Consider the following 19,208-nt stretch of genomic DNA (forward strand, 5'->3'; position numbering starts at 1 on the left):
CTGACCTCATGAGGAACAGGGCCGGCGTCGTGCTGGCGGTCGCGGTGGGGGTGCTGCTGCTCGTGGCCGTCGTGGCCGCGGTGCTGTCGGCGACGCGACCGGGACCGCAGCTGACGGAGGGATCCCCGGAGGCTGCGGTGCGCGACTACGTCGCCGCGGTCGTCGAGGGTGACCGGGAGGCTGCGGCCGCCCGTCTGGACCCTGAGGGGCCCTGCACCGAGGAGGACCTGCGTCTGGTCGGGGAGCCCTCGGACGGACGGATCGTCCTGCGCGACGTCGAGCTGGACGGTGCCGAGGCCACGGTGCGCGTCGACGTGGTCCATGACGGCGAGGGACCGTTCGGCGCCGGCGAATGGCGCGACGAGCTGCGCTTCGACCTGCGCCGCGACGGCGAGCACTGGGTCGTCACCGGCGAGCCGTGGCCGATGTACGGCTGCCAGGCCCCGAGGCCGGCACCGTGATCATCGGCATCCTGGGCAGCCTGGTCCCCCTTGCCCTCCTGGCGGGCGTGGCGGCGGTCGTGGTGACGGTGGTGCGGCGCCGGGGCACGGGTGAGCACGCGGCCGGTGACGAAGGACTGGTCAGCGGCCACGCGGTCCGCCGGTTCTTCCAGTACCTCCTGCTCGCGGGGCTGCTCTTCTCCGCCGCCAGCGGGGTGGCGGGGCTGCTGGGGCGGCTGCTCGACCGCGACCCGGTCCTGGTGCGCGACGACTCCGGGCTGGCGCTGCAGCTCACCTTCACCCTCATCGCGCTGCCGATCTGGGCCGCCCTGGCCTGGTGGACCTACCGCCGCCTGCGCGAGGACGCGCAGGAGTCACGCTCGCTGGGCTGGGCCGCCTACCTGACGCTCGTGGGGCTGGTCTCCCTCGTGGTGGCCATGGTCGCCTGGCACGGGGCCCTGGCCGGGCTGCTCACGGAGGCCCCCTACCGCGGGACGCAGCTGGCGACGGCCGTGGTCTGGACCGCGATCTGGGCGGCCCACCACTGGTGGGGCCGTTCGGTCACCCCCGGCGGGCACCTGCGTCCGCTGCTCCTCGTCGGCTCGCTGGTCGGGTTGGGCACGGCGGCGACCGGCCTGGCCCAGACCCTGTCGCCCGCCCTGCGCGAGCTGCTCGGGCTGACCCGCGACACGCTCGTCGGCGGCACGGTGGACGACATCCTCACCGGCGCCCCGACGTTCCTGGTCGGCGCCGCGGCATGGGTCGTCTACTGGGCGCTGGCCACCGCGCGCGGCCCGCGCGACACCGGCTGGCTGGCCCTCGTGCTGCTCGCCGGGGTGGCGGGCGGGCTGCTCGCCGCGGTCGTCGCGGCGAGCCTGCTGGGGTATGCCGTGCTCGTCTGGCTGGTCGGCGAGCCGGCGGCACGCACCGCCACGGACCACTTCTCCACGGTCCCGGGCGAGCTGGCCGTGCTCGCGGTCGGCCTGGTCGTGTGGTGGTACCACCGGGAGGTGCTGGGGGCCACCCGCGAGCGGCGCACCGAGGTCCGCCGGGTCTACGAGTACCTGCTCTCGGCGGTCGGGCTGCTCGCGGCGGCGGCGGGCCTCGTCATGGTGCTCGTCACCGTCGTCGAGGCCATCGCCAGCGGCAGCGACCTGGTCGTCGGGGGCAGCGCCCTCAACGCCCTCCTCGCCGCACTGGTCCTGCTGGCGGTGGGGGCACCGGTGTGGTGGTGGCACTGGCGCCAGGCCGAGCACGCGCGCGCCACCGCGGCTGCGGCCGAGCTGCGATCGCCCACCCGGCGCAGCTACCTGCTGGTGCTCTTCGGCCTGTCGGGGGTCGCCGCGGTCGTCACCCTCATCACGCTGGTCTACCTCCTCCTCGAGGACGCCCTGGCCGGTGGCGTCGACCTCGAGACGATGCGCAGCATCCGCTTCCCGATCGGCATCCTGGCCACGACGTCCCTGCTGTCGGCCTACCACTGGACCGTCTTCCGCGCCGACCGCGCCGCGCTCTCCGGGACGGCCTCGCAGGAGCGCCCGGTGACCGCCAGTGCGCCCCCGCGTCAGGTCCTGCTCGTCGGGGCGGCCGACCCCGCGGTCGTCACCGAGCTGCAGGAGCGTTCCGGCGCGCGGGTCCAGCTCCTGCGACGCACCGACCTGCAGCCGGCGCCCTGGTCCGTGGACGACCTCGTGGCGGCCCTGGACGAGGCACCGGCCCCGGCGGTGGTCGTCCTCGCCGGCACCGACGGAGTGACGGTCGTACCGGTCGAGCTGACCAACTACACTATGTCGTAGAGGCCCGGTCCCTGTCCGGCCACCATGGCCGACACACCGGCCCTCTCTCACCGAGGAGGCCGTGATGCGTGCAGTCGTGTTCGAGGGGTACAAGACCTTCCCCGTGCTCCGGGAGGTCGAGCGACCCGTTCCCGGTCCCGGTGAGGTGCTCCTCAAGGTCGCCGGGGCAGGAGCCTGCCACTCCGACGTCGGGCTGTTCCACGACTTCGAGGGCGACCCCACCGGGCTGCTGACCCCGCCCTTCATCCTCGGCCACGAGACCTCCGGATGGGTCGAGGAGGTGGGACCGGGCGTGACCGGGTTCAGCCAGGGCGAGGCCTACCTGGTCTACGGCCCGACCGGCTGCGGTCGCTGCCCCGCCTGCTCCCGGGGTCAGGACACCTACTGCGCGCGGCCCCACGAGGTCGGGTACGCCGCGATGGGCCTCGGTCGGGACGGCGGCATGGCGGACTACCTCGTCGCGCCCGCCCGCAACCTCGTCCCGCTGGGGGACGCCGACCCCGTGGCTGCCGCCCCGCTGGCGGACGCGGGTCTGACGCCGTACCACGCGATCAGACGCGCGATGCCCCACCTCGCCGGTGGCGGGCGGTCCGCCCTGGTGATCGGGCTGGGCGGCCTGGGCCTGGTCGCCGTGCAGATCCTGCGTGCCCTCACGGGGGCGACCGTCATCGCGACGGACCTCAAGCCCGAGGCGATGGAGCAGGCCGAGGCGCACGGCGCGCTGACCGTGCCGGGCGGTGAGGGCCAGGTCGAGCGCATCAAGGAGCTGACCGGCGGCCGGGGCGTGGACGCGGTGTTCGACATGGTGGGCGTCGACGCCACGCTCGCCCTCGCCGCGTCGACCGTCGCGCAGCTGGGCGCGCTGACCGTGGTCGGCATCGGCGGCGGCACCTACCCGTGGAACTTCTTCACCGTCCCCTACGAGGTCACCTTCTCCTCGACCTACTGGGGCACGATCGAGGACCTGCACGAGGTCGTGGCGATGTACCGCGCCGGGCAGATCACCCCGGTCGTCGAGCGCTACCGGATGGACGACGCGCTCGACGCCTACGCGAGGCTGCGCGACGGTGAGCTGAGCGCCCGGGCGGTGGTCGTGCCGCACGGCTGGTGACGCGCGGCGGGGCGATGACGGCCGCGGGGCGCCGGTGCGGGTAGACTGGTCGCAGCGCCCCGCACCGTCTCACCTCGGGGCGCATGATCATGTCGGCCCTTCTCGGCCGGCCAAGGTCGCGCCGCCCCCGGGCCTGCGCGCCGGGTGGGACACCCCGACCGTCCCGAAAGACCATCTCTGTGACTTCCAGCTTCGCCGACCTCGGCGTGCCCGCCTCCCTGACCTCCCCCCTCGCCGAGCTCGGCATCACCACCCCCACGCCGATCCAGGCGGCCACCCTGCCCGACTCCCTGGCCGGACGCGACGTCCTCGGCCGCGGGCGCACCGGCTCGGGCAAGACCTACGCCTTCCTGCTGCCGCTGGTGGCCCGCCTCATGGCGGACCGTGCGGCGACCTCACGACGCGGCCGTGCCCCCCGAGCCCTCGTGCTCGCCCCGACGCGCGAGCTCGCCCGTCAGATCGACGAGTCCCTCGCCCCGCTGGCCGCGGCGGCCGGGCTGCGCAGCCTGACCATCTTCGGCGGCGTCGGCCAGAACCCGCAGGTGCGGGCCCTGCAGTCCGGTGTCGACGTGCTCATCGCCACGCCGGGCCGTCTGGAGGACCTGATCGGCCAGGGCCACGCCGACCTCTCGCGCATCGAGGTCACGGTCCTCGACGAGGCCGACCACATGTCCGACCTGGGCTTCCTGCCCGCGGTCAAGCGGCTCCTCGACCGGACGCCACGGAGCGGGCAGCGGATGCTCTTCTCCGCCACCCTCGACGCCGGCATCGACGTGATCGCCAAGCGCTACCTCGACCGGCCCGTCACCCACCACGCGGACTCGGCGCAGTCTCCCGTCTCGACCATGAGCCACCACGTGCTCCACGTCGACGCGGCCGAGCGGCTCCACGTCCTGACCGACCTGGCCGCGGCCCCCGGCAAGGTCATCATGTTCACGCGCACCAAGCACGGCGCCAAGAAGCTGGCCCGTCAGCTCAACGCCGCCGGCGTCCCCGCGGTCGACCTGCACGGCAACCTGAGCCAGAACGCCCGCGTGCGCAACCTCGACGCGTTCTCCTCCGGGTCGGCCCCGACCCTGGTCGCCACCGACATCGCCGCCCGCGGCATCCACGTGGACGACGTCGGACTGGTCATCCACGCCGACCCGCCGGTGGAGCACAAGGCCTACCTGCACCGCTCGGGCCGCACCGCCCGCGCGGGCAACGAGGGCACGGTCGTGACCCTGATGACCGACGACCAGGTCAGGGACGTCCGCTCGCTGACCCGCGCCGCGGGCATCAAGCCGGTCACGACCCGGGTCGACCGGCGTCACCCGCTGCTCGGTGAGCTCGCCCCGGGTGAGCGCGCGCTCGTGCCGGGCGGGTATGCCACCGACGTCACCGCCGGAGCCCCCCGGGCCGACGGCTCCGGCCGGCCGGGCGGTGGCGGCCAGCGCTCCGGAGGCGGTCGGGGCCGGTCCCGCGGCCAGGGTCAGGGCCAGGCCCCGGCGCGCGGTCGCGGCCAGGCCCGACGTCAGGGCGACTCCCAGGGTGGCGGCCGCGGCCAGACCGCCGGCCGCGGCCAGGGCACCGGTCGCGGCCAGGGCACCGGCCGCGGCCAGGGCGGCAGGGGCCGCCAGGGCGCCGGCACCGGCGGCTCGGTCGTGGCGTTCTCGACCTCCTCGCGGGGCGGCGGCCGCCGGGGCTGACCCGCCGGCCCCACCCCGCACCCGGCCCCGGCCCGTGGTCCGTCAGGGCCGGGGCCGAGGCCTCGTGCACCCGGGCATGACCGGTCACTCCACGGAGAGGTCCTGGCGGTGGTGGGTCTCGTACATCCGCACCGCGACCCCGACCGCCGAGACCAGGCTGATCGCCGCGGCGACCCACACGGCGGCCCGCAGGCTCCACAGGTCGGCGACCACGCCGCCCAGGACCGCGCCGACGGCATACCCGAGGTCCCGCCAGACCCGGTATATCCCCACGGCCCGTCCCCGCCACCCGGGGTGGGCGACGTCGCCGACCACGGCGAGCAGGGTCGGGTAGACCATGGCCGTCCCCGCACCCAGCAGGACCGTGCCGACGGCCCACACGGCGAACGAGTCGCCGAGGGCGACGACGACCAGGGCGCCGGCCTGCGTCAGCATGCCGGCGGTCACCAGGTGCTTGCGCCCGACCCGGTCCGACAGCGCCCCCGTGACCAGCTGCCCGACTCCCCAGACCCCGGGGTAGAGGGCGAACAGCAGCCCGATCTGGTCCACCCGCAGGCCGGCTCCCGCGAACAGCAGCGGGAACAGCCCCCAGGACAGGCCGAAGTTGAGGTTGTTGACCAGGCCCGCCTGGCTCGCCGAGGACAGAGCCGGCTCCCGGTAGCTGGTCTGCGCGAACACCTCGCCGCTGCTCAGCCGCCCGTGCAGGTGGTCGTGCCGCCCGTCCGGGCGCGGGGTGTGCTCGACCGCCTCCGCCCGGGCGTGCTCGCGGGTCTCCCGCACCGCCAGGGTCGACAGGCCGAGCGCGAGCGCGGTGTAGGCCAGCCCCAGCAGGAACGGCGCGGGCCGAAGCCCGTGCTCGGCGGCCAGGTAGCCGGCCGCCAGGGAGGTGACCGCCACCGCGCCGTAGCCCGCGGCCTCGTTGAGCCCCATCGCCAGGCCCCGCTGCCGGGGCCCGACGAGGTCGATCTTCATGATGACCGTCGTGGACCAGGTCAGCCCCTGGTTGAGGCCGAGCAGCACGTTGGCCGCGATCACCCAGCCCCAGCTCGGGGCCCAGATCAGCAGCAGCGGCACCGGGATCGCCAGCAGCCAGCCGGCCACCAGGACCGGCTTGCGGCCGTACCGGTCCGACCACGTCCCCGCGACGTAGTTGGCTGCTGCCTTGGTCACCCCGAAGGCGGTGACGTAGGTGAAGATGAAGGTGTAGCCGACGAGCCCGAACTCCTCCTCCGCCAGCAGCGGCAGCACGGTCTGCTGCTGGCCGACCATGCCGCCGACCAGGGCGTTGACCGCCACCAGGAGGGCGAACTGCGCGGCGTTGGCACCCAGGCCGAGGCGGACGGGTCGGACGGCACGGTCGTCGGGCGCGGGCTGCGGCATGTTATGACACTACGACCGTCGCCGGAGGCGACGTGCACGCCATCCGCCCGAGAGGACACCCATGCCCACCCTGCCCGGCAGCACCGTCGAGATCTTCCCCGTCAACCTGGGCGGCAACGCCTTCGGCTGGACGGCCGACGAGTCGACCTCCTTCGCGGTCCTGGACCGTTTCGTCGAGCTCGGCGGGACGTTCGTGGACACCGCCGACTCCTACGCGGCCTGGGTCGACGACGTCGGCGGTCAGTCCGAGACGATCCTCGGCCGGTGGCTGGCCGCGCGCGGGTCGCGCGACGACGTCGCGGTCGCGACCAAGGTCGCCCGCAAGCCGGGCCGGGAGGGGCTCGCCCACGACACGGTCGTCGCCGCCCTGGAGGAGTCGCTCGACCGGCTGCAGACCGACCACGTGGACCTCTACTACGCCCACTACGACGACGAGGAGGTCCCGGTCGCCGAGCAGGTCGCCACCTTCGACGGGCTCGTCCGGGACGGTCGCGTGCGTGCCGTCGGCCTGTCCAACTTCTCGCCCGAGCGCATGCGCGAGTGGTTCGAGACCGCCCGGCGGGAGGGCGCCAGCGTCCCCGTCGCCGTCCAGCCGCGCTACAGCCTCGTCTCCCGGGCCGGCTACGAGCGCGACTACGCACCCCTGGTCACGGAGTTCGGCGCGATGGTGTTCAGCTACCCGGCGCTCGCCAGCGGTTTCCTCACCGGCAAGTACCGCTCGGAGGCCGACCTGGAGGGCCAGCCCCGCGGCGCGGCGGCCCGTCGCTACCTCGAGGCGGGCGGCCTGCGGGTGGTCGAGGAGCTGGTGCGCGTCGCCGAGGGGTATGGCGTGGAGCCGGCCACCGTCGCCCTGTCCTGGGTGCTGGCCAAGGGCGTCACCGCCCCGATCGCCTCGGTCTCCCGACCCGGTCAGCTCGACGCCCTGATGGCCGCGCCCGGGCTGCAGCTGTCGGCCGCCGACGTCGCGGCGCTCGACGAGGCGTCAGCAGACTTCTGACGGCGCCCTCGCACTAGGCTGGCGACATGGACGAGTTCGACCTGGACCGCACCACCGAGGTGGGCTGGGCGAGCTTCCTGAGCCGGCTGGCCGACCACCTGGCCACGCTTGCCGGGCCGCTGACGCTGCGACCGCTGGGCGGGGAGGACGACGGCTCGCCGGTGCTCGAGGTGTCGGTCCGCGACGACGGACCTGGCGAGGCGGGGTTGCACGCCGAGCTGCGGCCCGCCGCGGGCGCCCCCTGGGCCGACGACGACCGGTCCCGGCACCTGATGGCGCTGGGCTGGACGGCCGACCCCGACCGCACCGCATACCTGCTCGAGCTGCCGCGCTCCCACGCCCACCTGCTCGCGGCGGTGATGACCGACACCCTGCGCGAGGTGGTCGGGGTGCCGCACCCGGCCCTCCTCGACGCCGGAGAGCTGACCATCGCGGCCCCCGCCGAGGACGAGCAGGGCGAGCGGGATGCGCAGCCGGTGCCCGACCTCGACCTCGACACGGCCGTGACGGTGCGCACCCCGGCCGAGCTGCGCGGGCTGGTGGACGCCACCCTGCACGCCGCGCTCGGGCACGCGCCCCGGCACGACCACGACGGCGACGTGCCGATCCTCTTCGGCAGCGCGCTCGTCTACGTCCGGACCGCCGACGCGCAGCCGGTGGTGACGGTCTTCGCCATCCCGGTGCAGGACATCGGCGACCTCGAGGCCGCCCGGCACGAGGTGGAGATCTTCAACCGCCGGTCGGTGTTCGGCAAGCTCCACCTCGTCGGTCGCCAGCTGGTCGCCAGCGTCTCCATCCCCTGCCTGCCGTTCGTGCCGCGCCACCTCGTCGGCATGGTGGAGCTCATGGGGCGCGAGATCGACCGTCTCGACGAGGACCTGGCCCTGCGTGTGCGCGGCCGCCGGTGGATCGACCTGCTGGCCGGCACGACGCCCGCCGGCCCTGGCGGTGCGCCGGCGGGCACCGACGGGGGCGCACCCTCGGCCCCCGGACCGGCGCCAAGAGCGTCCCAGCCTCCCGAGGAGGAGGCTCTGCCGGGCGAGCTCGCGACGATGCTGCAGCTGGACGCGTCGGGCACCGCGCTGCCGCCTGCCCGTGTCGCCGAGATCTGCCACCACGACCGAGACCTCATCCTGCGGCTGATCCGGCTGGCGGAGGAGCGCACCATCGAGGCCCGCGCCTCCGTCGGCCGTGCGGGTGCGGCGGGCGACGCGGACGCGGCCCGGTCCGCGGGCGACGAGGTGCGCCGCTGGTCCCGGACCGTGCGGGTCCTGCGGGCCGCGCTGCGGCACGTCGTGACCTTCGGCGGCCCGGGCGAGGGCTGACCGCGCCGGACCGGTCCTTCCGGCTCGCCCGGCCTGCCCGGGCCGCGCAGAATGGGCAGATGGGATCCGGAGAGGTCCAACCCATCCTCGACGCGCTCAAGACCGTCGCGGTGGCGCTGAAGGAGGAGTCTGTGCCGTTCGCGCTGGCGGGCGGGTATGCCGTGTACGCGCGGGGTGGCGCGGACAGCCGGCACGACGCCGACGTGGTGATCCTCGAGGAGGACGAGCACCGCGCCCGGACCGCTCTGAGGGGTCGCGGGCTGGAGGTGCTCGAGCCGCCGGAGGACTGGCTGTTCAAGGTCCGGCACGGCGGGGAGCAGGTCGACGTCATCTTCCGCCTGGCGAGCGGGCCGGTCGACGCCGCTTTGCTGGGCAGGGCGACGGAGATGAGCGTCGACTCCGTCCGGATGCCGGTGATGTCGGCCACCGACCTGCTCGTCTCCAAGCTGTCGGCGCTGACCGAGCACTACTGCGACCTCTCCCCCATCCTCGCCGCGGTCCGTAGCCTGCGCGAGCAGCTGGACGTCGAGCTGGTCCACAGCGCCTGCCGGGACAGCCCCTTCGCACGGGCCGCCCTCGGCCTGGCCTGCGACCTCGACCTGCTGCCGCCGGTCACCACCGGCCCCCTGCCCGACCGGCGCGAGGAGACCAGACCATGACCGGCACCTACCGGCTCAAGGACGTGGAGCGACGCCTGGCCGAGGAGGCCGGCACCGCCGAGCTCGGCGTCCACCTCACCCAGCACGGCGGGACGGTCGTGGTCCACGGCGCGGTCTCCAGCGAGGGCAGCCGCCGGGCGGTCCTGGACCGGGTCGCCGACCTGTGCCCCGGCCAGGAGGTCGTGGACGAGCTGACCTGTGCCGAGCGGACGCTGTCCAGCCCGCCCCACCCCGCGGAGGACCTGCGGTGATCCGGGTGGCCGCCGTCGGCGACGTTCACCTGGGCCCCGACCTGGCCGGGCGCCACCGTGCGGGGCTGGCCGACCTGACCGCGCACGCCGACGTCCTGCTCCTGGCCGGTGACCTCACGCGGCACGGGACCGTGGAGGAGGCACGCATCGTGGCGGCGGAGTACCGCGACCTGCCCGTGCCGGTGGTGGCCGTCCTCGGCAACCACGACCACCACAGCGACTGCGCCGACGAGCTGGTCCAGGTCCTGGGCGAGGCGGGCGTCCGCGTCCTGGAGGGCGAGGGCGTCGTGCTGGACCTTCCCGCCGGACGGCTGGGGGTGGCCGGGGCCAAGGGCTTCGGCATGGGCTTCGCCGGACGGTGCGCGAGCGACTTCGGCGAGCCCGAGATGAAGGACTTCACCCGCACCGGGAGGCACAGCGCACAGCTGCTGGAGGAGGCGCTGGCGGACCTGGCCGTGGCCGGCCCCGACGTCACCGTGGCCCTGACGCACTACGCACCGGTCGACGAGACGCTGCTCGGCGAGCCCCCGGAGATCTGGCCGTTCCTGGGCAACTACCTGCTGGGCCAGGCGGTGGACGAGGCCGACGTCACGGTGGGGCTGGCCGTGCACGGGCACGCGCACGCCGGGACCGAGAAGGGCGTGACGGAGGGCGGTGTCCGGGTCCGGAACGTGGCCCAACCGGTCATCCGGGCGGCCTACGCGGTCTACGACCTGCACCCCGAGGGGACCTCGCGGGCGCGGTCGCGCGCCGGCAGGCACGGGGTGGTCACCCCGGGCACCGGCGCCTGACCCTCACCAGCGCCACCGGAAGCCGGCCGGACCTGCTGCGCCGGTGAGGACCCGGTGCGCGTCGTGGTCGGGCCCGAGGGTCACGGGGACGGGGGGCGGGCCGGGCTGCTCGTCGTCGGGGGCCTCCTGCCACCACCACAGCTGCCCGGGGAGCCGGCCGGGGTGGAAGCGGACCTGGACCACGGCCGTGCTGCCGTCGGCCATCGACGGCAGCGGCGTGCGGGCCTCGGTGGCCGGGCCGCCGGCGGCCGGCGCGACGTCATACTCCAGCACCGCGGTCTGACCCGGCGCCAGCTGCTCGACAAGGCGGAGCTGCACGACGTCGGCCGCGCCCTCGGCGCGACCGACGGAGCCCGCCACCGCCCCGTGACGCACCTCGACGGTGGTCCCGGCGCCGGCGAGCGGGAGGGCGAGCGTGCCGAGCGGCTCCAGGGCACGCACGACGTGCAGCAGGCGAAGCCGCACCGTCCCCCCGACGCCGACGGTGTGGACGGCGTGGATGCTCGCGGACTCCCACGCCCCTGCGAGCTCCGGGCCGTCCGGCGGGGTCACGGCCCCACGGGGCCCGGCGACCGCCCGGGTCCTGGCCTCCTCGGCCCCGATCTCCCGCTCGAGATAGGTCCACAGCAGCGTGCGGTGCGCCGACCCCATCTCGAAGGCGTCCATGAACATGCGCAGGGTGCGCGGTGACACGTGCCGTCCGGACAGCGCCCGGGCGACCGTGTCCTTGAGCCGCCGCGGCAGCGCTTCGTCCTCCTCCTCCGCCTGGCCGGTCTCCCACAGGTGGTCGGCGAGGACCCGGGCGACGGCGCTCTGCTGCACGTCGGCGGTCGGTGTGCGGTCCATGCGCGCGCGCCAGGCGCGGCGGTACCGCTCGTCCTCACGGAGCAGACCCACCAGCAGCGCCGCCGTCCGCCCCATGGGCACCTGTCGGCCACGGGGCGTCTGACGGGAGACGCTGCGCACCGTCCCGCTGGCCGGCACGGCACCACCTCCTCGGACGCTTTCCGGGCACGACGTCCTTCCGACTGTAGCCACGGCGACCGAAGGACGACACCGGAACGTGACCCGCACCGCAGGACGGGCGCGCAGCAGCGCCGCCCGGGGAGGACTCCGGACGACGCTGCCGCTCGTGGGGCCTAGCCGATGTAGGGCGCGAGGGCCACCTCCACCTCGGCCGAGACGGCACCGGGGCCGCCCAGGACGACGATGCGTGCCGGGTTGAGACGCTCCAGCTCGGCCCTCGTCCGCTGCGGCAGCTGGTCGGAGCGGGTGAGCAGGACCGGCCCGGGCGCCCGGACCGCGGCCGGACCGGAGGTCAGCGCGTCGGGGAACGCCTGGCCGGTCGCGATGAACACCACCGGCACGGGGGCCGGGTGGTCGGCGGAGCCCAGCGCCGCGGTGTCGTAGCGGTCCGTGCCGCCGCGTCGGACGACCTCGCCGTCGGTGTAGCCCTCCAGGGCGGTCAGGACCGCGTCGTCGACCACGCCGCTGCCGCCGAGGACGACGATCCTGGAAGGCGCTGCCGCGGTGAGCGCGGCACGGGTCGAGGCCGGCAGGCCGTCCGGCCGGGTGAGCAGCACCGGCCCGCCCTCGAGACCTGCACGGGCCGCGCCGCTCAGGGCGTCGGGGTAGTCGCGACCCGTCGCCACGTAGACGACCGGCACGTCCGTGCCGAACTCCCCGGCCACCGCGGCCGCGGTGCCGTAGCGGTCGATCCCGGCCAGCCGTGTCACCTCGTCCGCGGTCCCGGCCGTGGCGTGGGCGGCGAGCGCGTCCTCCACGGCGGTGGACACCGCGTTCGGGCCACCCAGCACCACGATGCGCTGCGGGGCCAGCCGGTCCAGGGCGTCCGCGGTGACGTTCGGTATGCCGTCGGGCCGGACCAGCAGCATGGGTGCGTCGAGCATTCCCGCCAGGGCCCCCGCGCTCAGCGCGTCGGGATAGGTCCTGCCCGAGGCGACGTAGACGAGCGGGACACCGGTGCCCCACTGCTCCGCGACCGCGGCGGCCGTGCCGTAGCGGTCGATGCCGCTCCAGCGCTCGACCTCGGCCGGAGGCGGTGCGACGTCGTCGTCGGTGATCGTCAGCGTCGCCGTCGACGGCGTGCCGAGGACGCCGCCGGTGGCGTTGCTCAGGGTCACCTGGACCGTCTCCGGCCCCTCCACGACGGTGTCGTCGATGATCGGCACGGTGATGCTCTGGGCCGTCGTGCCGGGCGCGAAGGTGAGGGTCCCCGACGTCTGCGTGTAGTCGGCACCCGCCGTGGCCGTGCCGGCCGAGGTGGCGTAGTCCACGGTCACCGGGACGGTCGCCGCCGCACTCAGCTGCACGCCGACCGTGGCGCTGCCCGCGGACTCCGCGACCGAGGACGTGGCCGCGGTGAGGGAGACGGTCGGGGGGGCCGGCGCGGCGCCGACCCGCCCCACGGCGTAGACGAAGGTGTTCGGCGAACCCGCGGAGGGCCCGGTGGAGGTGCTCGGCTGCGCGTAGGCGTGCGCGGCGGCGTTCACCGCGGCCACCGCCGTGTCCGCCGCGGCCTCGGTCGCGGCGGCGCCGTAGTAGGTCGTGAACGACAGGGTGCCGCCCGCGGCGATCGGGTCGAAGCCCAGGTCGAAGAGCGAGCCGTGGTCCATCGGCCCCTGGTCCTCGAAGTCGCCGACCAGTCCCAGGTCGGACGGCCCGGCGAGCGGGTCGGTGGCCGCGAAGCCGTCGTTGCTGGCGAACCGGACGTGCGCCGTCGCGTCGGCGCCCTCGATCGTCATCCACTCCGCCCCCGCGGTCGGCTGGGCGCCCCAGTCGGTGACCCGGCGGTAGCGCGGGTCGACCGGCGCACCGCTGAGGTTGGTGAGCGTGACCCGGACCTCGTAGAGGTTGGGGGTCGAGGACGGGTGGTAGTCGTGCTGCACGCGCAGGACGTCCGCTCCTGCGCCGTCGTCGATCACGACGGTGGAGACGGCACTGTCCGCCGTGGCGGTGAAGGACTCGACGCGCAGGTTGGCCGGTCCGCCGAGCTCGCGGTCGGTGAAGCCGGAGACACCGCTGGTGGCGTCGGCCGCTCCCCAGCCCTCGCACAGGCAGCCGATCGAGGTGGCCTCGTTGCCGGTGGGCACGAAGCGCAGCCCGACGTCGGTGGAGCCGCCGGAGTCCGTGGCGCCGGCGGGCACGTTGAGCTCGCCGGTGTTCCAGACGCCCAGCGTCACGGTGCCGTTGGTGATCGTCACCCAGTCCGGCAGGTCGGCCGGGGCCAACCCGGGCGCGGCGGCCTGCGCCGCCTGCGGGTCGTCGGGCCCCGCGGCCTGCGCGCCGGCGAGCGGCGCGAGGACGAGGAGCCCGACGCTGACGAGTGCGGCGACGTCACGGTGTCGCCCGCGGAGCGGTAGAGACATATCGGTCCCCCTGTAGACCGGAGATGGTGGCCTTCACGACCCTGGTCCCGCCTGCTCTACCGCAGGTGTGTCGCTCCTGTGTCGCAGGGACCGGCCACGCCGGCCCGCTCGATCACCGCGCGGGCCACCAGCTCTGCCTGACGCTCGGGCAGCCAGTGCCCCGCGTCGACCTCGAGGAAGAGGTAGTGGCCCGTGACGTGCTCCGCCGTGCGCTCGGCCGCCGCCCGGCCCAGGAACGGGTCCCGGTTGCCCCACAGGTAGGTGGTCGGGACGGTGACCGTCCGGGACCCGGCGGGGCGCGGCACCCCGGCCGGCCGGTTCCCGCGCCGCCCGGCCCGGCGCAGCGGGGCGCGGTACCAGTTGACCGGTCCCCGCAGCAGCGCGGGCCGTCCCAGCCGCGCGGCATACCTGCGGCAGCACTCCTCGGGCAGTCCGGTCCTGCGCAGGTCGCCCCTGCGCAGCATCCGGGCGAGCAGCACCTCGGGCACCACCGGCAGCTGGAGGCCCAGCACGTACCAGCTGCGCCGGGCCTGGTCCCCGCGCCGCAGCGCCCAGCGCAACGCGTCGAGGTGGGGCGTGGACAGCACCACCAGGCTCGCGACGCGCTCGGGATGGCCCTGCGCCAGCGCCCACGCGACGCCCCCTCCCCAGTCGTGACCGACGACGTGCGCCCGCTGCACGCCGGCGGCATCGAGGAGCGCGAGCACGTCACCGACCAGGTCGGGCAACCGGTAGTCGCGCGCCCGGCGGGGCCGGGCGCCCGGCGAGTAGCCGCGCTGGTGCGGCGCGAGGGTGCGCAGTCCCGCCTCGTGCAGGTGCGGGGTCACCAGGTCCCACGCGGAGGCGTCCTGGGGGAAGCCGTGCAGCAGCACCACGACCTCTCCGTCGGCCGGGCCGCCGTCCACGACGTCGAGGACCAGGTCGCCGCTGGCGAAGGTCTCCATCCCGGTCAATCTAGCGCCGCCCGGGCCCTCCCCGAGGACCGTCAGGAATTACCGGTATGTAGTTCAACCTTCACTCTTGTCACACCTGTCACACGTCGCGCAGGATGGTGCCCGCCGTCACCGTCCCGAGGAGTCCCCCCGTGCGCCGCTCGATCCTTGCCCTCTCGACCGCCCTTGCGGTCACGCTGTCCCCGATGGCCGTCGCGGTCGCCGAGCCGGACCCGGTCGCCACGACCGCGGCGCCGACCGAGGAGGGCACGACGGTGGAGCCGTCCACGGACGCGACGGTGTCGCCGGAGGCGGGTGCCGGCCCCTCCGTGGACGACGGCTCCGCGGACGCCGCCGCACCGGCGGCCGACCCGGTGGACCCGGTCGTCCTCGACCCGGACGCGCCGGTGCTCGAGGTGGACCAGCGGTTCGGCTTCGTCGAGGCGCAGGCGGACCTGCTCGGGGAGCCCGAGACGGTGGTCGAGGCCGAGGTCACCGCGCTCCCGGCCCCCCAGCCCGGCGCCGAGGTCTACCCCCGGCCGGCCGACGGCTCCTACGACGTGCAGGGCGGCGGCTTCGGGCACGGGGTCGGCATGTCCCAGTACGGCGCCGACGGGGCGGGCAGGGCCGGCCTGACCCACCGGCAGATCCTGTCCTTCTACTACCCCGGCACCGTGCTGGAGGAGCGCCCGACCGGCACGATCCGCATCGGTGTGACGATCGACAACGACGGGGTCACCCGGGTCGACCACCGCGCCGGCCTGGTCGTCAGCGGCGCACCGGGCAGCAGGACCTACGCGCTGCCCCCCGGCCACACCCAGTGGCGGGTCACCGCCTCGAGCACCTCCTCCTCCAGCTGCACCCTGGAGGGCCTGACGACCGCCGGGACGTGGCGCACCGCCTGGCCCTCGGGGATGCCGCGGTCCTGCCCGGTCTCCTTCAGCTCGCCGAGCGAGGGCACGGTCGACCTGTTCCTCCCCTCCGGGCAGCGGCGCATCTACCGGGGCACGCTCACCGCCACCCACCGCGGCACCACCAGCCTGGCCACCGTCAACCACCTGCCGATGCAGCACTACCTGCGCTCGGTCACGATGGCCGAGATGCCGGTCTCCTTCCACGCCCAGGCGTTGCGCGCCCAGGCCGTCGCGGCGCGGACCTACGCCCTGCGCGGCGCCGGCGGCACCGGCTACTACGACACCTGCGACACCACCGCCTGCCAGGCCTACCGCGGGTTCGGCGTGCGCAACAGCAACGGCACCGTCACCTCCTACGAGCACGCGAACAGCACCGCGGCGGTCGACGCCACGGACCGCCAGGTCCTGACCTACGACTTCGGCAGCGGCGTCCGGCAGCTGGCCACGACCATGTACTCCTCCTCCACCGGCGGGCACACGACCGTCGGCGGGGCGGGCCACGGCTACCTCACCGCCCACCCCGACCCCTACGACGCGGTGGCGTCCAACCCCCGCAGCTCGTGGGACGCCCAGCTCCCGGTCTCCCGGCTGGAGGCCCGCTACGGCATCCACCGCGTCGAACGCGTGCAGATCCTGCGTCGCGACGGTCACGGCCGCTGGGGCGGCCGGGTGCTGGACGCCCGGGTCGAGGGCTTCACCGCCTCCGGTGCCTACACCTGGGCCTACGCCAGCGGTGGTGGTCTGCAGATGGCCAACGCCTGGCCGGGCAACGCCGACGGCCTGTCCTCGACCTACTTCACGATCGCCCAGCAGGGCACGGTCGACCGGATCGCGGGCGGTGACCGCTACGCCACCGCGGCAGAGGCCAGCCGGGCCTGGGGCCCGGGCACCGGCGTGGTCTACGTGGTCAACGGTGGGGACTACCCCGACGCCCTGACCGCTGCGTCCCGGGCCGGGGTGTACGACGCGCCCGTCCTGCTCACGCGGCCCGGGACGGTCCCGGCGCAGACCCGGGCGGCGCTGCGCCGCCTCTCCCCCGCCCGCATCGTCGTCGTCGGTGGCACCGGCTCGGTCTCCACCGCCGTGGCCGAGGAGCTGCGCGGCTACACCACCACCCGCGACCTGACCCGGGTCGCCGGCGGGGACCGCTACGCGACGGCGGCAGGCCTGGCCGCCTACTACCCCGCCGGCGCCGCACGGGTCTACCTGGCCAGCGGGCAGGACTACCCGGACGCGCTGGCCGGGGCCGCCCTGGCCGGGCACGAGCGGATGCCGCTGCTGCTGACCCGCACCGACCGGCTCAGCGTCGACACCGCCGCCGCCCTGCAGCGGCTGAACGCCCGGGAGGTCGTCGTGCTGGGCGGTCCGACCGCGGTGTCGGACACCGTGGCGCGCCAGGCCGCCGAGCACACCTCCTCCGGGTCCTACCGGCGGCTCGCCGGGACCGACCGCTACGGCACCATGTCCCAGGTCGCCGCGCAGTTCCCCGCCGGCCGGACCCCCGCCTACGTCGCCTCGGGCCAGTCCTTCCCCGACGCCCTGGTCGGTGCTGCTCTGGCCGGCGGCCTGCGCGGGGTGCCGATCGTGCTCACGGCGCAGGACCGGGTGACCAACGCCACCGGCACGACGCTCACGCGGCAGAGCCCGCAGGCCATCTTCGTCCTCGGCGGCCCGGGGGCGGTCGACGGCACGGCGGTCGCGCGCCTGGCCGACCTGCTGCGCTGAGGCGGCCCGCCCGGGACCGGACGGGACACGGTGCCCCCGTCCGGGCCCCTCAGCGACGCACGCCGGACGGCGTGGGCGAGGAGGCGCGCTGCACCAGGCGGGCGACGGCATACCCGACCCAGAACAGCGCAAGCGTCGCCGCGACCGAGGCGAGCAGGAACCAGGGCTGGGCCAGGAACGGCAGCACCGGCTTCTCCCGCTGGTAGAAGTAGTTGCCCCCGGTCACCAAGTTGGCGGCCACCGCAGCGGCGACGTAGACGAGGAACCACCCGAAGGCCCGCCACAGCGCCGGCCGCGACGGGCGCCACCCGGTGGTGACCCAGGCCAGCGCCGGCAGGAGCAGCGTGACCGCGTGGTTGACGAAGAAGCTCCAGCCCAGGATGTTGGTCACCGGCTGGACGTTCTGCGGGTAGCAGAAGCTGGCCCAGGCCCACAGCCCCAGGTAGAACAGCACGTCCATCACCCGGCGGCTGCCGGTGAGGAGGTAGACGAGCCCGAGCAGCGCCGAGACGCGGGAGATGTGCAGCGGGAGCGACTCCGCGGCGTCCCAGCCGGTGGCGGCGTAGAAGCCGTAGAGCGTCAGCTGCTGCGCCACCACGACCACCACGAGCGCCCTCCTGACCGCCACGGCGTGCTCGCGCACCTGCTCACGCCGGGTCACGAGCAGCACCGCGAGCAGCGCCACGCCGGCGGCGTAGGTCAGGTGGTCAGGACCGCCGACGGCGATCCACCCGGGGTGCGGGTCGAGGAAGGCGTCCACGGCAGCAGAGGCTATGCGGTGGACGCCCTCCTCCCGTGGACGTCAGGGCACGAGGATGAGCTTGCCGGTGGTCCGGCCGCCCTCGAGGTCCTCGTGCGCGCGGCGCGCCTCGGCCAGCGGGTAGCGGCCGCCGACGCGGATCTGCAGCCGCCCGTCGGCGACCGCACCCAGCACCTCGCGGCCCCGCCACAGCAGCTCCTCGCGCTCCGCGGCGTAGTGGGCCAGCGAGGGACGGGTCAGGTAGAGGGACCCGGCGCTGTTGAGCACCTGGGGGTCGACCGGGGGGACGGGGCCGCTCGCCGCGCCGAAGAGGACCATCATGCCGCGCGGCCGCAGCACCGACAGGCCCGCGTCGAAGGTGTCCCTGCCGACGCCGTCGTAGACCACGTGCACCCCCTGGCCGTCGGTCAGCCGGCCCACCTCGGTGGCGAGGTCGACCTCGCGGTAGAGGACCGTCTCGGCCGCGCCGTGGGCGCGGGCCAGCTCGGCCTTCTCGGCGTTGCCGACGGTGCCGATGACCCGCACGCCCTTCTCACGCAGCATCTGGCACAGCAGGAGGCCGACCCCGCCGGCCGCGGCGGTGACGACCGCGGTCTGCCCCTCGCGGGCCTCGAAGGTGGAGTTCACCAGGTAGTGCGCGGTCATCCCCTGCAGCATCGCTGCGGCCGCGGTCTCCAGGTCGACCCCGTCGGGCACGGGCACGAGGCGGGCGGCGGGGACGAGGGCCTGCTCGGCATACCCGGTGCCCGGGGTCATCGCCCACGCGACGCGGTCACCGGGGACGACGTCGAGGACGTCCTCCCCCACCGCCGAGACCGTGCCGGCACCCTCGTTGCCGGCGACGAACGGCGTCGGCACGCGGTAGGCGCCGCTGCGCTGGTAGATGTCGATGAAGTTGACCCCGCCGGCGGCCAGGTCGACGCGGACCTCCCCGGGGCCTGGCTGCGGGGCGTCCCGCTCGACGACGGTGAGGGCCTCCGGCCCTCCGGGCTGCTCCACGATCACGGCACGCATGGGACCGACCCTAGTGCCGGACCCGTTCGGTCCTGC

Annotated in this window: 16 protein-coding genes; 10 read left to right on the plus strand and 6 right to left on the minus strand. The window is 75.1% G+C overall.

Features of this window, described 5'->3' with window-relative positions; genetic code table 11:
* Positions 1–8 precede the first annotated feature (8 nt).
* The 4 genes from K330_RS0108075 to K330_RS0108090 all read left to right on the plus strand — a co-directional run bounded on the left by K330_RS0108075 (position 9) and on the right by K330_RS0108090 (position 5,035).
* The gene (locus tag K330_RS0108075) at positions 9–461 is read left to right on the plus strand and encodes a hypothetical protein (protein ID WP_156875741.1); all 453 of its coding nucleotides are present in this window, start codon (positions 9–11) and stop codon (positions 459–461) included.
* A complete protein-coding gene (locus K330_RS0108080) occupies positions 419–2,236 on the plus strand; it encodes a DUF5671 domain-containing protein (RefSeq protein ID WP_022921328.1) in 1,818 nt (605 codons plus the stop codon). Before K330_RS0108075 ends, K330_RS0108080 begins: the two co-directional genes overlap by 43 nt.
* A 64-nt stretch (positions 2,237–2,300) precedes the next feature.
* Positions 2,301–3,347 (plus strand): NAD(P)-dependent alcohol dehydrogenase, encoded by a 1,047-nt coding sequence (locus K330_RS0108085; RefSeq protein WP_022921329.1) that lies wholly within the window; start codon positions 2,301–2,303, stop codon positions 3,345–3,347.
* Between the two features lie 179 nt (positions 3,348–3,526).
* Positions 3,527–5,035 (plus strand): DEAD/DEAH box helicase, encoded by a 1,509-nt coding sequence (locus K330_RS0108090; protein WP_022921330.1) that lies wholly within the window; start codon positions 3,527–3,529, stop codon positions 5,033–5,035.
* 84 nt (positions 5,036–5,119) lie between these two features.
* Here the strand turns inward: K330_RS0108090 and K330_RS0108095 are convergent, their stop codons facing one another.
* Entirely contained in the window at positions 5,120–6,415 is a 1,296-nt protein-coding gene (locus tag K330_RS0108095; protein ID WP_022921331.1) for an MFS transporter, read from the minus strand.
* Between the two features lie 61 nt (positions 6,416–6,476).
* Here K330_RS0108095 and K330_RS0108100 point away from each other — a divergent pair, with 61 nt between their 5' ends.
* From K330_RS0108100 to K330_RS20055, 5 genes are read left to right on the plus strand one after another with little or no spacing between them, the layout of a single operon-like run.
* Positions 6,477–7,412: an aldo/keto reductase gene (locus K330_RS0108100; RefSeq protein WP_022921332.1), complete on the plus strand. Its 936-nt coding sequence runs from the start codon at positions 6,477–6,479 to the stop codon at positions 7,410–7,412.
* A gap of 26 nt (positions 7,413–7,438) precedes the next feature.
* Positions 7,439–8,737: a T3SS (YopN, CesT) and YbjN peptide-binding chaperone 1 gene (locus tag K330_RS0108105; protein ID WP_022921333.1), complete on the plus strand. Its 1,299-nt coding sequence runs from the start codon at positions 7,439–7,441 to the stop codon at positions 8,735–8,737.
* A 59-nt stretch (positions 8,738–8,796) separates the two neighbouring features.
* A complete protein-coding gene (locus K330_RS20045; RefSeq protein ID WP_156875742.1) occupies positions 8,797–9,396 on the plus strand; it encodes a nucleotidyltransferase family protein in 600 nt (199 codons plus the stop codon).
* Entirely contained in the window at positions 9,393–9,647 is a 255-nt protein-coding gene (locus K330_RS20050; RefSeq protein ID WP_040657903.1) for a hypothetical protein, read from the plus strand. The genes K330_RS20045 and K330_RS20050 overlap by 4 nt, the downstream gene beginning before the upstream one ends.
* On the plus strand, positions 9,644–10,438 hold the full coding sequence (locus K330_RS20055) for a metallophosphoesterase family protein (RefSeq protein WP_051145525.1): 795 nt from the start codon (positions 9,644–9,646) through the stop codon (positions 10,436–10,438). Before K330_RS20050 ends, K330_RS20055 begins: the two co-directional genes overlap by 4 nt.
* Positions 10,439–10,441: 3 nt before the next feature.
* Here the strand turns inward: K330_RS20055 and K330_RS0108125 are convergent, their stop codons facing one another.
* From K330_RS0108125 to K330_RS0108135, 3 genes are all read right to left on the minus strand, one after another.
* Entirely contained in the window at positions 10,442–11,422 is a 981-nt protein-coding gene (locus K330_RS0108125) for a hypothetical protein (RefSeq protein ID WP_156875743.1), read from the minus strand.
* A 155-nt stretch (positions 11,423–11,577) separates the two neighbouring features.
* Complete coding sequence (locus K330_RS22615; RefSeq protein WP_022921336.1) at positions 11,578–13,827, minus strand: cell wall-binding repeat-containing protein; 2,250 nt, start codon at positions 13,825–13,827, stop codon at positions 11,578–11,580.
* A gap of 56 nt (positions 13,828–13,883) precedes the next feature.
* Complete coding sequence (locus K330_RS0108135) at positions 13,884–14,771, minus strand: alpha/beta fold hydrolase (protein ID WP_022921337.1); 888 nt, start codon at positions 14,769–14,771, stop codon at positions 13,884–13,886.
* A 140-nt stretch (positions 14,772–14,911) separates the two neighbouring features.
* Here K330_RS0108135 and K330_RS0108145 point away from each other — a divergent pair, with 140 nt between their 5' ends.
* The gene (locus K330_RS0108145; RefSeq protein WP_040657904.1) at positions 14,912–17,398 is read left to right on the plus strand and encodes a cell wall-binding repeat-containing protein; all 2,487 of its coding nucleotides are present in this window, start codon (positions 14,912–14,914) and stop codon (positions 17,396–17,398) included.
* Positions 17,399–17,447: 49 nt separating this feature from the next.
* Here K330_RS0108145 and K330_RS20065 read toward each other — a convergent pair whose 3' ends face one another.
* Together K330_RS20065 and K330_RS0108155 are read right to left on the minus strand one after the other, a co-directional pair.
* A complete protein-coding gene (locus K330_RS20065) occupies positions 17,448–18,158 on the minus strand; it encodes a TMEM164-related integral membrane acyltransferase (protein WP_022921340.1) in 711 nt (236 codons plus the stop codon).
* Positions 18,159–18,200: 42 nt separating this feature from the next.
* The gene (locus K330_RS0108155; protein ID WP_022921341.1) at positions 18,201–19,172 is read right to left on the minus strand and encodes a quinone oxidoreductase family protein; all 972 of its coding nucleotides are present in this window, start codon (positions 19,170–19,172) and stop codon (positions 18,201–18,203) included.
* Between the last annotated feature and the right edge of the window lie 36 nt (positions 19,173–19,208).

This window comes from Ornithinimicrobium pekingense DSM 21552, assembly GCF_000421185.1.
GTDB classification, from domain to species: Bacteria; Actinomycetota; Actinomycetes; order Actinomycetales; family Dermatophilaceae; genus Ornithinicoccus; species Ornithinicoccus pekingensis.